13 protein-coding genes are annotated in these 12702 nt (G+C 39.7%); 9 read left to right on the top strand and 4 right to left on the bottom strand.

Annotation, left to right across the window (positions count from 1 at the left end; translation table 11 throughout):
• The first annotated feature begins 6 nt into the window (after positions 1-6).
• Complete coding sequence (gene mutL, locus M3610_RS01060; RefSeq protein WP_251456051.1) at positions 7-1938, top strand: DNA mismatch repair endonuclease MutL; 1932 nt, start codon at positions 7-9, stop codon at positions 1936-1938.
• Positions 1939-2037: 99 nt separating this feature from the next.
• On the opposite strand, the gene M3610_RS01055 is transcribed toward mutL, so the two are convergent.
• Both M3610_RS01055 and mreBH read right to left on the bottom strand, forming a co-directional pair.
• Positions 2038-2259 (bottom strand): hypothetical protein, encoded by a 222-nt coding sequence (locus M3610_RS01055; RefSeq protein WP_098572228.1) that lies wholly within the window; start codon positions 2257-2259, stop codon positions 2038-2040.
• A gap of 296 nt (positions 2260-2555) precedes the next feature.
• On the bottom strand, positions 2556-3563 hold the full coding sequence (gene mreBH / locus M3610_RS01050) for a rod-share determining protein MreBH (RefSeq protein ID WP_251456050.1): 1008 nt from the start codon (positions 3561-3563) through the stop codon (positions 2556-2558).
• 307 nt (positions 3564-3870) lie between these two features.
• Here mreBH and miaA point away from each other — a divergent pair, with 307 nt between their 5' ends.
• The 3 genes from miaA (at position 3871) to spoVK (ending at position 6235) form a co-directional block, all read left to right on the top strand.
• Complete coding sequence (gene miaA, locus M3610_RS01045; protein ID WP_098572270.1) at positions 3871-4827, top strand: tRNA (adenosine(37)-N6)-dimethylallyltransferase MiaA; 957 nt, start codon at positions 3871-3873, stop codon at positions 4825-4827.
• A gap of 26 nt (positions 4828-4853) precedes the next feature.
• Complete coding sequence (gene hfq / locus M3610_RS01040; protein ID WP_026566590.1) at positions 4854-5084, top strand: RNA chaperone Hfq; 231 nt, start codon at positions 4854-4856, stop codon at positions 5082-5084.
• A gap of 203 nt (positions 5085-5287) precedes the next feature.
• Complete coding sequence (gene spoVK / locus M3610_RS01035; RefSeq protein ID WP_098572230.1) at positions 5288-6235, top strand: stage V sporulation protein K; 948 nt, start codon at positions 5288-5290, stop codon at positions 6233-6235.
• A 55-nt stretch (positions 6236-6290) separates the two neighbouring features.
• Here the strand turns inward: spoVK and M3610_RS01030 are convergent, their stop codons facing one another.
• Positions 6291-6896, bottom strand: a complete 606-nt coding sequence (locus tag M3610_RS01030; protein ID WP_098572231.1) for a trimeric intracellular cation channel family protein — start codon at positions 6894-6896, stop codon at positions 6291-6293.
• A gap of 192 nt (positions 6897-7088) precedes the next feature.
• Here M3610_RS01030 and hflX point away from each other — a divergent pair, with 192 nt between their 5' ends.
• From hflX to M3610_RS01005, 5 genes are all read left to right on the top strand, one after another.
• Complete coding sequence (gene hflX / locus M3610_RS01025) at positions 7089-8351, top strand: GTPase HflX (protein WP_098572232.1); 1263 nt, start codon at positions 7089-7091, stop codon at positions 8349-8351.
• 11 nt (positions 8352-8362) lie between these two features.
• Positions 8363-9634, top strand: coding sequence for a methionine gamma-lyase family protein (locus M3610_RS01020; protein WP_251456049.1), 1272 nt, complete (start codon positions 8363-8365; stop codon positions 9632-9634).
• 153 nt (positions 9635-9787) lie between these two features.
• Positions 9788-10165: a MerR family transcriptional regulator gene (locus M3610_RS01015; protein WP_180230015.1), complete on the top strand. Its 378-nt coding sequence runs from the start codon at positions 9788-9790 to the stop codon at positions 10163-10165.
• A 37-nt stretch (positions 10166-10202) separates the two neighbouring features.
• On the top strand, positions 10203-11537 hold the full coding sequence (glnA, locus tag M3610_RS01010; RefSeq protein WP_098572235.1) for a type I glutamate--ammonia ligase: 1335 nt from the start codon (positions 10203-10205) through the stop codon (positions 11535-11537).
• A 514-nt stretch (positions 11538-12051) separates the two neighbouring features.
• On the top strand, positions 12052-12306 hold the full coding sequence (locus M3610_RS01005) for a hypothetical protein (protein ID WP_098572236.1): 255 nt from the start codon (positions 12052-12054) through the stop codon (positions 12304-12306).
• A 69-nt stretch (positions 12307-12375) separates the two neighbouring features.
• On the opposite strand, the gene M3610_RS01000 is transcribed toward M3610_RS01005, so the two are convergent.
• Positions 12376-12666 (bottom strand): DUF4257 domain-containing protein, encoded by a 291-nt coding sequence (locus M3610_RS01000; RefSeq protein WP_098572237.1) that lies wholly within the window; start codon positions 12664-12666, stop codon positions 12376-12378.
• Positions 12667-12702 lie beyond the last annotated feature (36 nt).

The raw sequence follows: 12702 nt of genomic DNA, 5'->3' as shown, positions 1-12702 counted from the left end.
AATGGAATGGGGAAAATTATTCAATTAGATGATGCCTTATCGAATAAAATCGCAGCGGGAGAGGTAGTCGAGCGCCCTGCCTCCGTGGTAAAAGAGTTGGTTGAAAATTCAATTGACGCGGGCAGTACGGTGATTGAAATTGAAGTGGAAGAAGCCGGACTTGCCAAAATCCGCATTACTGACAATGGATATGGGATTGAGGAAGAGGATGTGTTACTCGCCTTTCAACGCCATGCCACCTCTAAAATAAAGAATGAAAATGATTTGTTCCGAATCAGGACCCTCGGATTCCGGGGAGAGGCCCTGCCAAGTGTCGCCTCTGTTTCACGGCTCGAGATGAAAACTTCTACGGGTGAAGGGGCAGGAAATCGGGTGGTTATCGAAGGCGGTAAAGTGGAAATATTTGAGAAAGCATCGAGCCGTAGAGGAACCGATATTACGATTACCGATTTATTTTTCAATACACCTGCCCGCTTGAAATATATGAAGACCATTCATACCGAGCTTGGAAATATTACGGACGTTGTGAATCGATTGGCCCTTTCCCATCCAGAAGTAGCCTTCCGCCTCATCCATAATGATAGGAAATTATTGCAAACCAATGGAAACGGAGATGTTCGCCAGGTCCTAGCATCGATTTATGGTTTAGGAATTGCCAAGCAGCTGGTTCCCATCTCCGGGACATCGCTCGATTATAACATCACTGGTTTTGCTTCCATGCCTGAAGTAACCAGAGCTTCACGAAACTATATTTCAACGATGATTAATGGCCGTTTTATCAAAAACTATCCATTAGCCAAGGCGATCCAAGAAGGCTACCATACCTTGCTTCCAATCGGCAGGTTCCCAATTGTTCTCCTGAACATTGAGATGGACCCATTGCTTGTGGACGTCAATGTTCACCCTTCCAAGATGGAGGTCCGTATTAGTAAAGAAGCAGAGTTGAATGAACTTGTCACAACGATGATAAAAGAGGAGTTTAAATCGAAAATCCTCATCCCGACAGCCTATACAGCCGTGAAAAAAGAAACGCCAAAGGAAGAACAAACTTCCTTGGCCCTTGATGAAGGAACCATAACGCCTGTCGAGAGGAAAGAGTTAGAGTGGTTCCGACCAGAAGCCACGGCAATCGTCCAAGAAAAACGTCCGTCGCTGGGTGATGGATCAACGGAAACACCTATTTCCAAATGGCCGATTCAACCCGAAATCGAAGAGGAAGAAACAATGGTGCCTGACACCTGGTTCGAGACGAATCCATTTAGTGAGGCGCCGGCTAGGTCTGATTCATATGTAAGCACTACTGTTCAACCCAACCCTGATATAATCGAGACTAAGTGTGACACACCTTCAGAAAGTAGAGTCCCCCGGTTATATCCAATTGGGCAAATGCATGGGACCTATATTTTTGCTCAGAATGAAAATGGCTTATATATCATTGACCAGCACGCAGCCCAAGAGCGGTTAAAGTACGAGTATTTCCGGGAAAAGGTAGGTCAGGTCCAATCTGAGTTACAAGAAATGCTGGTACCCTTAACGTTTGAATATTCGACGGATGAATTTTTGAAAATAAATGAATACCAACACGAGCTCGAAAAAGTTGGAGTTTTTCTTGAGGAGTTCGGGATTAATAGCTATATTGTTCGTTCCCACCCGCAGTGGTTTCCAAAAGGGGAGGAAAAAGAAATCATTGAAGAGATGATTGAGCAGCTATTATTAATGAAAAAGGTAGATATAAAGAAACTGCGTGAAGAAGCCGCGATTATGATGAGTTGTAAAGCATCCATTAAAGCGAACCGCCATTTACGAAATGACGAGATCCAAGCACTCTTGGATGATCTACGTAAGGCCTCCGATCCATTTACGTGTCCGCATGGAAGACCGATCATTGTCCATTATTCGGTTTATGAAATGGAAAAAATGTTTAAACGGGTGATGTGATTTTCAATATGTAGAAAGTGAGCACAGAACCTATGAGAAGAGCAAAAAGCCTTACTCTTTATTGAGTAAGGCTTTTTGCTCTTCTTTAATTCCGTAGCATCAGCCAAGTTCTTGACGGCGTTTTTGTCTATTTCTCTGCAATTCTCCCTGTTTCCACGTATATTTTTGCATATACAACTTTAAAACATCATTAATTGTCTTTCCGCTTTTTTCTACTGCTTCCAAAAATCTGTCTCTAATATGTGGTGGAACGTCGATACTTACTTGAACCGTTTCGGTCAAATTCTTCTCCTTTAGTTCCTCTTTTCTTAGCTGCTGCATTAATCATGCCTCCCCTGTGCAATTAAAAAAAAAGAATAGTTTAAAAACAAAAAAAATTATAAATATTTATGATAAAATAATTTTAACAAGTGGAAGCGGATACAATGAAATAATATTTTTCAACAAATTTCGACATTTTCTGTCATGTAGGCTTTCTGTATCCGATTAATTAACTCTTTGAAACTAACAAACATTAAATGGCGATCTAATAATAAAGAAAAAGCTGCAGAATTCTACAGCTTTTTTCAAAAAGTTTTTATATAGGGGAGTATCCCTGGTTTCGCTCTTGAATTGGTTTATTTCATTGCGGCTTGCAATTTACTCATGTACTGCAGGGCCCTGCCAGTACCCATTGCTACTGATTCTAGCGGGTTTGGGGCAAGCTGGACGGGAACGACGATCTCTTGGCTTAGCCATGCCTCCATTCCATTTAATAAAGCACCACCACCTGTCAGAATCACACCACGGTCGACAATGTCCCCGCTTAGTTCGGCTGGACAATCTTCTAGAGTTGCACGGATGGCTTCTAAAATATGCAAAAGTGCTTCCTTGATAGCCACACGGATTTCATATGATGATAGTTTAATTGTTTTTGGCAGACCTGTTACAAGGTCACGACCGCGGATGTCCATGAAAATTTCCTCGTGGTCAATGAGGGCATATCCAATTTCCATCTTGATGTTTTCCGCTGTTCTTTCGCCAATGAGGATATTATATTCTTTTCGAATATGTTGAATGATATCTTCATCCAGACGGTCTCCACCGATTTTAATTGAATGGCAGGCAACCACACCACCAAAGGAGATAATGGCAACTTCCGTATTACCGCCTCCAATATCAACCACAACATTGGCAACAGGTTCATCAACTGGCATTCCTGCCCCGATTGCTGCTGCGACCGGTTCTTCGATTAAGCTGATTTTCTTTGCACCAGCTTGTCTTACCGCATCTTGGATCGCTCTTCTCTCCACACTTGTAGAACCAGATGGGATACTAACGACAACATTTGGTTTCCGGACGGCAAATCCAATCTTTTTGGATGCCTTGCGCATGATATGTTTCAGTAATTCAGTCGTTACATCATAATCGGCGATTACCCCATCCTTCATCGGACGAATAGCCACGATTTTTTCAGGAGTTTTTCCAATCATTTCTTTAGCTTCCTGACCAACTGCTACTACATTTTTGGTGACCGTATCGATTGCTACCACCGCTGGTTCATTTATCGCAATTCCTTTATTTTTACTATACACAAGTATATTTGCAGTTCCTAAATCAATTCCAATATCAAAAGTTGATAACATCTTTTTTCACCTTATTCCATTATTTTTGGTTACTAGATATGCTACGGGTAGTCTATCATAAAGTTGGGGGTAGTAAGCGGTTTGTAAATGAACCGTTATCCTTTTGTAAAGTTACAAGAAAATTATTCCTTTTTGGTAATGAAAATGAAAAATTATGATTCATGTGGATTAGGAGCATAGAAAAGAACTTTTATGTATATAATAGTTTGATGTTCAACTGCTTTTTAAATTTATGTTACGATAAAGGGGTGAAAGTGGAATCGAAAGCGTGCTTTCACTGAAAATGGGATAAGGCAGTGTGAAAATATTGGATTTAAAACAAAAGTTATTAGTAATCATCGGACCAACTGCTGTCGGAAAAACAAAGTTAAGTATCGAAATGGCTAAACGCTATAATGGAGAGATTATCAGCGGGGACTCGATGCAGATCTATCGTGGCATGGATATTGGTACAGCAAAAATTAAACCAGAAGAAATGGAAGGAATTCCACACCATCTAATTGATATTAAGGAGCCAACTGAAAATTTTTCGGTTGCCGAATTTCAACACCTTGTTCGGGCTAAGATTGATGAGATTGTCCAAAAAGGCAAGCTGCCTATCATTGCTGGTGGAACAGGGTTATATATACAGTCTGTCATTTATGATTATCAATTTTCAGATGTGCCCGGTGATGAGACATATCGTCTTATGCTGGAGGAAAGAGTAAAGGAAATCGGAAATGAAGCTCTGTATAAAGAATTAATGGAGGTGGATCCTGAAAGTGCTTCACAAATCCACCCGAATAATATAAGAAGAGTCATTCGTGCTCTTGAAATTTTCCATCTGACAGGGAAGACAATGCAAGAGTTTCAAAGTACGCAGCAACCAGACCTTTTGTACGATACTGCGATTATTGGGTTAACAATGGAACGAGAGAAACTTTATGAGCGGATCAACTACCGAGTGGATATCATGGTTGAGGAAGGGCTCATAGAAGAAGTAAAACGTCTATATCAACAGGGTTTACGTGATTGCCAATCCATCCAAGCGATAGGCTACAAAGAGATTTTTACATACTTTGATGGTAAAATGTCGTTAGAAGAAGCAATAGCCAATTTAAAGCAAAATTCGAGAAGATACGCGAAAAGACAATTGACATGGTTTCGGAACAAGATGGATGTTGTTTGGTTTGATATGACCGATGTGGAGAATATATCAAAAAAAATAAAGGAAATTTCACATTGTGTTGAAGGAAAGCTTAAAGTAAAATCGAATACATATTAGTAGAGATAAAAGAGGAGGAAATACAAATGAAAACAACAATTAATATTCAGGACCAATATTTAAACCAGTGCCGCAAAGATAACATACATGTGACCGTATTTTTATTAAACGGATTCCAATTAAGAGGCCAAATTAAAGGCTTTGATAATTTTACAGTCCTTTTTGAATCAGAAGGAAAGCAGCAATTAGTATATAAGCATGCCATCTCAACCTTTGCACCGCAAAGAAACGTTCATCTTGAATTGGATAACCAATAAGTTTTTAAGAGCCCATCTTAAGGGCTTTTTTTTATTTTTGTGAAAACTTTTTTAATGAAATTCAACGTGTATGAATACATATTAGTTGAAGGACTATGCATTTCTCCTAAGTATATTTGAGGTCGGAATTTAGAGGATAAATTCTGAGTGGCCATAAAAAAGCATCCTTTGTAATCTGTTGGCGAAAATGAGAGGTGAAAGCTTTGGACCAACCCATTCGAATGAAAAGTAACGGCCAAATAAGTGTTGTCCTCAACTCACAAAAGGGAAAAACCATTTCAAAAGAGTTACCTGAATTTCAAGTGGTTCCGAAGGATATTCCGCCTGAACACACGGCTCTTAAAGAAATTGAAGACGAGCTTGGGGCATTGGTTGGGATGGAAGAAATGAAAATGATGATTAAGGAAATTTATGCTTGGATTTATGTAAATAAAAAACGTGAAGAAATGGGTTTGAAAGCAAGAAAACAAGCCCTTCATATGATGTTTAAAGGAAATCCAGGTACAGGAAAAACGACAGTAGCAAGACTAATTGGCAAGCTTTTTCAAAAAATGAGTGTATTAACAAAAGGTCATTTAATTGAGGCTGAGCGTGCTGACCTCGTCGGCGAGTATATTGGCCACACCGCACAAAAGACTAGAGATTTAATCAAGAAGGCCCAAGGGGGAATCTTGTTTATTGATGAGGCGTACTCATTGGGCCGAGGTGGTGAAAAGGATTTTGGCAAAGAGGCTATTGATACCCTAGTAAAGCATATGGAGGATAAACAGCATGAATTTATTCTGATTCTTGCCGGATATTCTCGGGAAATGGATCATTTCTTAACGCTTAATCCTGGGCTGCATTCGCGCTTTCCGTTAGTGGTAGATTTTCCTGATTATAATATCGATCAATTAATGGAGATTTCAGGTAGAATGCTAATTGAAAGAGAATACGCATTCAGTCGTGAAGCGGAAAAAAAGCTTAAAGAACATTTAATATGGGTGAAAGCAGTATTAAGCCCAAATAGTTTTTCAAACGGTAGGTATGTTCGAAATATTATTGAAAAATCAATCCGTGCTCAGGCGATGAGGCTGCTTATGTTAAATAGCTATGACCGTCATGAATTAATGACACTTAGAAGTAATGATCTTGTGTTTGAAGAAGATTAACCATAAAAAAACGACAGATTCTTGATAATCTGTCGTTTCTATTTGGAAAAGAATCTTAATTTGCTTCGAGCTTACGAATGGGCAATTTCCAATTAAAGGTATAAGAAAGTACTCGTAACACAGTTACAATAACAAATAAGGAATATAACTCCAATGGCTGTTCAGCAATACCCAGCCCGAGAAATAAGCCTGTCAAAATAGCCCAGAGCGCATAAATTTCTGCTCTTAGTACAATAGGCTTTCTTCCGGCTAATAAATCACGAATGATTCCGCCGCCAATTCCAGTTAAGACCGAGGCAACGATTACAGCACTAAGAGGGAGGTCCATTTTTACGGCGTAAATGCCACCTTGAATGGCAAAAGCAGAGAGGCCGATCGCATCAAATAAGTTCCCCCATTTTTGCCAGTGTTTGAGAAGATTGCTTGGAAATAAAAACACAGCAGTAATTGATAACAAGGCAATTTGAAAAAATAATCCTTGGTCCCAAAGTGCAGATACCGGTACGCCAATTAATAAATTTCGAATTGCTCCGCCTCCGAAAGCAGTAACGATTCCTAAAATATAAACCCCGAAAATATCATATTCTTCCTCCATCGCCACAATTGCTCCACTGACAGCGAAGGCTATGGTTCCAATCATACTTAAAACATCCCATGTCATTTTTGCTATCCCCTTGATGTCTATTTTATTTTTACACTATTAATATAGTAAATATGTAACGGGTTTCAAACATTAAAATTTTATCATGTTGTAGAAAAAAAACAATAAGTTTTTTGGGAATTGGAGAAAATAGAGATTATATATATTTTTTGTTATGATGAAAGCTAGATGTTTAGAAAGGAAGGATGCCTTTTGGAACAGAAAGAAACGAAAGAGAAAGTAATCCTGGTTGGCTGCCAAACCAGCGGGGACGATGACTTACGTTTTCACTATTCAATGGAGGAGTTAGAGGCATTAACTGAAACCGCTCAGGGGGAAGTGTTGGTATCTGTCGTTCAAAAACGAGAGCGCCGTCATCCAGCGACATACATAGGTAAAGGGAAAGTCGAAGAACTAAATGCACTCGTAGAAGAACTTGAGCCTGATATCGTCATTTTTAATGATGAACTCTCGCCAAGTCAAAAGAGAAATCTTGCTACAGAATTAAATGCCCGGGTGATTGACCGCACCCAGCTGATCTTAGATATCTTTGCACAGCGAGCGAGGTCCAAAGAAGGGAAACTGCAAGTGGAACTTGCTCAATTGCAATACATACTACCGCGGCTTGCCGGTCAGGGGACCGCTTTATCTCGTCTTGGTGCCGGAATTGGGACTAGAGGACCTGGTGAAACGAAATTAGAATCGGACCGTCGTCACATCCGGCGCCGAATCGATGATATCAAAAGTCAGCTTTCTGTCATCGTTCAGCACAGGGATCGATACCGAGAAAGAAGGAAGAAAAATAAAGCCTTTCAAGTGGCGATTGTTGGATATACCAATGCTGGTAAATCAACCTTGTTTAACCGTTTATCCGAAGCCGAGTCTTATGAGGAAAATCAATTGTTTGCCACCCTTGATCCAATGACACGAAAATTGATCCTGCCCAGTGGTTTCTTTGCTTTGATTACGGATACAGTTGGCTTCATTCAAGATTTACCGACAACGCTGATTGCTGCCTTCCGGTCCACCCTCGAGGAAGTAAAGGAGGCGGATCTGCTGCTTCATGTAGTGGATATGTCCAACCCGGATTATTTCCATCATGAGAAAACGGTAAAAAGACTGCTAGATGACTTAGAAGTGAAAGATATCCCGCAAATAACGGTATATAATAAGAGGGATATTCAGCATGCCGATTTTGTCCCAACTGCGGATACACCAACAGCATTTATCAGTGCTTTTGACGAGAATGACCGCCATTCTTTAAAAGAAAAAATAGAGCAAATTGTGATGGAATTGATGGTTCCTTATGAGGTAGCCGTTCCTTCTACGGAGGGAAAACTGCTTTCTCAATTAAAAAATGAGACCATCTTAAGAGGACTTTCTTTTGATGAAGATAGTCAGTTATATCACTGTAAGGGATTTTCGCTGCAAGATCATCAAATTACAGGCCAATTACAGAATTATAAAAGTAGATAGGAGATTCATGCATGTTTCAACAGTTAAAAAATGGGGAAAAACTCCAGCCAATCGTTAGGGAAGTCGAACAACAAATTGCTGGGGTACATAAGGAAATTGATGAAAGAATCGAAACCAATCAATTTAGGGTTTTACAGAGTTTTCAAAAACATCGGGTCAGTGACTCTCATTTTATCCCGTCAACTGGATACGGCTACGATGACATAGGAAGAGATACGTTGGAAAATGTCTATGCAGATGTCCTTGGCGGTGAAGCAGGACTGGTTCGCTCGCAAATCATTTCTGGTACCCATGCCATTTCCATTGCATTATTTGGTGTTCTTCGCCCTGGGGATGAACTCCTTTATATTACAGGCAAACCGTATGATACCTTGGAAGAAATCGTCGGTCTTCGTGGAAATGGGGTTGGTTCTTTAAAAGAATTTGGCATTTCTTATGATAGTGTTGCCCTGACAAATGAAGGGCGAATTAACTGGGATCAAGTATCTGAAAAAATAAAACCGAATACGAAGATGATTGGGATTCAACGTTCCAAGGGCTATGACCCAAGACCTTCTTTTACAGTAGCTGAAATTGGCGAAATGATTAAGTATGTTAAAGAAATTAAGCCAGATGTCGTTGTATTTGTGGATAACTGCTACGGAGAATTTGTAGAAGAACTGGAGCCCTGTCATGTCGGTGCGGACTTAATGGCTGGCTCGCTGATTAAAAATCCTGGCGGCGGAATCGTGAAGACTGGAGGATATATCGTTGGGAAAAAAAAGTGGGTAGAAGCTTGTTCATATCGGATGACTTCACCTGGGATTGGAGCTGAAGCTGGTGCATCCCTCTATAGTCTTCAAGAAATGTATCAAGGCTTTTTCCTAGCTCCTCATGTGGTGGGCCAGGCCTTAAAAGGTGCTGTGTTCTCGGCGGCAATGCTGGAGAAATTAGGTATGAATTCCTCGCCAAAATGGAATGCTAACAGGACTGACTTAATTCAATCTGTACAGTTTGATGACCCTGATAAAATGATTGCTTTTTGTCAGGCCATTCAATTTGCGTCGCCCATTAATTCATACGTGACTCCCCATGCGAGCTATATGCCAGGGTACGAGGACGACGTGATTATGGCTGCAGGTACCTTTATCCAGGGAGCAAGTATTGAACTCACCGCAGACGGGCCGATTAGACCGCCATATGTTGCCTATGTACAAGGTGGTTTAACATATGCCCATGTAAAAATGGCTGTTTGCCTCGCGATTGATCATTTAACTGAAAAAGGATTAATAGACCTTATTTAGTGCATTTATTGGTTTGTACAATTCTTTAAGAAAATTTCATGTAAGAATATCTAACATATCATTGACAACTTTTCTAACACGAAATATAATAGCATTATAAACAAACCCGAAGGGAGGAGTAATTAGGTGAGTGGAAAGGAAATTCGCCGTTCCATGCCGCTGTTCCCAATTGGAACGGTCATGCAGTTAACGGAACTTACAGCCAGGCAAATTCGCTACTACGAAGAACACCAATTGATTTCTCCAGCTCGAACCGAAGGGAATAGACGTCTATATTGCTTAAATGATATTGATAGGCTTCTAGAAATTAAGGATTTGATTGATCAAGGTGTGAACATGGCTGGTATTAAACAATTATTCCTAGTAAAAGAGCAACAACAATCTAACATAATCGAACAACAAGCAGAGAAGGCTAAACGCGAATTAACGGATGACCAACTTAGAAAACTACTGCGCAACGAAATGATGCATTCTGGCCGAAACAACCGATCATCATTACGTCAAGGAGATATGTCAAGATTCTTCCATTAAATTGGCAGCATCTTTTCAAAAAATAGGGGGTAAGAAAATGGCAAAGTATTCAAGAGAAGATATTAAAAGATTAGCTGTTGAGGAAAACGTAAAATTTATTCGTTTACAATTCACAGACATCCTTGGAACTATTAAAAACGTGGAAATTCCAATTTCTCAATTAGAAAAAGCACTTGATAACAAAATGATGTTTGACGGATCATCAATCGAAGGTTTTGTACGAATTGAAGAGTCTGATATGCTGCTTTATCCTGACCTTAATACATGGGTGGTATTCCCATGGACAGCAGAAAAGGGGAAAGTTGCCCGCTTAATTTGTGATATTTATACTCCAGAAGGAAAACCATTTGAAGGGGATCCTCGAAATAACTTAAGAAGAGTATTAAAAGAAATGGAAGAGTTAGGATTTACAAACTTTAACTTAGGACCTGAGCCGGAATTCTTCTTATTTAAATTAGATGAAAAAGGCGAGCCAAGTTTAGAGTTAAATGACCAAGGTGGTTATTTTGATTTAGCACCAACAGATTTAGGTGAAAACTGCCGTCGTGATATCGTTCTTGAATTAGAAGAGATGGGCTTTGAAATTGAAGCTTCTCACCACGAAGTAGCACCAGGTCAGCACGAAATTGATTTTAAATATGCTGATGCATTAACAGCATGTGACCAAATCCAAACGTTTAAATTAGTTGTTAAAACCATCGCTCGTAAACATGGCTTGCACGCAACATTCATGCCAAAACCTTTATACGGAGTTAATGGATCTGGAATGCACATGAACCTTTCATTATTTAAAAATGGAGAAAATGCATTCTATCAACCAAGCGGCGACTTAGAAATGAGCGATACAGCTCGTCAATTTATCGCCGGAATTCTAAAGCACGCTCCAGCCTTTACTGCGGTTACCAACCCAACAGTAAACTCTTATAAGCGTCTTGTTCCTGGCTATGAAGCGCCATGCTATGTAGCTTGGTCAGCTAGAAACCGTTCACCATTAATTCGTATTCCTGCTTCACGTGGATTAAGTACTCGTGTGGAAGTAAGAAGCGTTGATCCATCTGCTAATCCATACCTTGCAATGGCTGTTCTTCTAAAAGCTGGTTTAGACGGAATTAAAAACCAATTAACTCCTCCAGCACCAGTTGATAGAAACATCTATGTAATGAGCAAAGAAGAAAGAATCGAAGAAGGCATCATCGATCTTCCTGCTACATTAGCTCAAGCATTAGATCAATTAAAAGCTGATGAAGTAATCGTGGCTGGTCTAGGCGAGCACATTATGGAACACTTTGTTGAGGCAAAAGAAATCGAGTGGGATATGTTCCGTACAGTCGTTCACCAATGGGAACGCGATCAATATATGAGCATGTATTAATATCAGTAAACCCTGTCGCTTGAAGTGACAGGGTTTTTTTGTTGGTTTGTGGGGAACTAGAAGAGGGGATTTGCCGAGAAGACAAAAAAGAGGCAGAACGGTAAATGAAAGAGGTCTGGATTTACTGAGATGAGGAAAAAGCAGACCAGCGGTAAATGAAAGAGGGCTGCATTTACCGGTAGGAGGAAAAAAGCAAGCTAGCGGTAAATGAAAGAGGTCTGGATTTACTGGAAAGAGGAAAAAAGCAGGCTAACGGTAAATGAAAGAGGACTGGATTTACTGGTAGGAGAAAAAAAGCAGGCTAGCGGTAAATGAAAGAGGACTGCATTTACCTGTAGGAGGAAAAAAGAGCCCCAACGGTAAATTACATTTAATCTGTACATCAAACTACAGTAGTCAATCCCCACACATGCTAAAATAATTTCCTTATTTCTTGAAAAATTCACAATTATCTTCCTTCTGCTACTCATATATATTATATTATTAACTTGAAAACATTTGGGAGGTGCTCTAATTGTATAAACTGCAAATTTGTAATGCTCAAACCCAAGAAATACTTCGTGAAAAGACGTATAAGAAACCGGACCTTATATTAAGTTTGCTAGAGTCAGGAGCCAAAGGTCAGGAATGTTTTCTATTTGATGAGGAACGTAGAACGTTAAAAGGAGATTATGTGAGCCATTCCGTATTTAAGGAAGCGGATACAGAAGTTTACAAAGCGTTTTTTAAGGTGAAATTATCTGATATTCAGGCACGGATAGCAAAATAATCAAATAAACAGTCTTCATTGGTAAGAGAAACGCCTTAATACGAATAGTATCATGGCGTTTCTCTCGATTTATTCATTATTCTTTTCACTCTGATTAAGTAGCTTAATTTTAGAAAGAACGGCATCACCACCAATTCCTGCGATGATTGAAAAAAGGATATTTTCAACCGTTGAATTTGGAGCTGTATATAGAACGAGGAGAAGCGCAGCAACCGCACCTAGGAGCAACTCTTCTAAAAAGCCGAGATAAATGAATCTTTTTGTTTTCCTTGGCATGATAATTTTTCCGTTCTTACGAACATGTCCAACAATGCCAACAGTTCCACCAATTACAATAGAGAAAATAATGTCGGCTAACACTGTTTCTCAACCTCCTTAAGCCTAATTTTTTGGACC

Source organism: Neobacillus sp. MER 74, from assembly GCF_023714155.1.
Note: the sequence above shows the minus strand (reverse complement) of the source record. Positions and strands in the feature narration are given on the sequence as shown.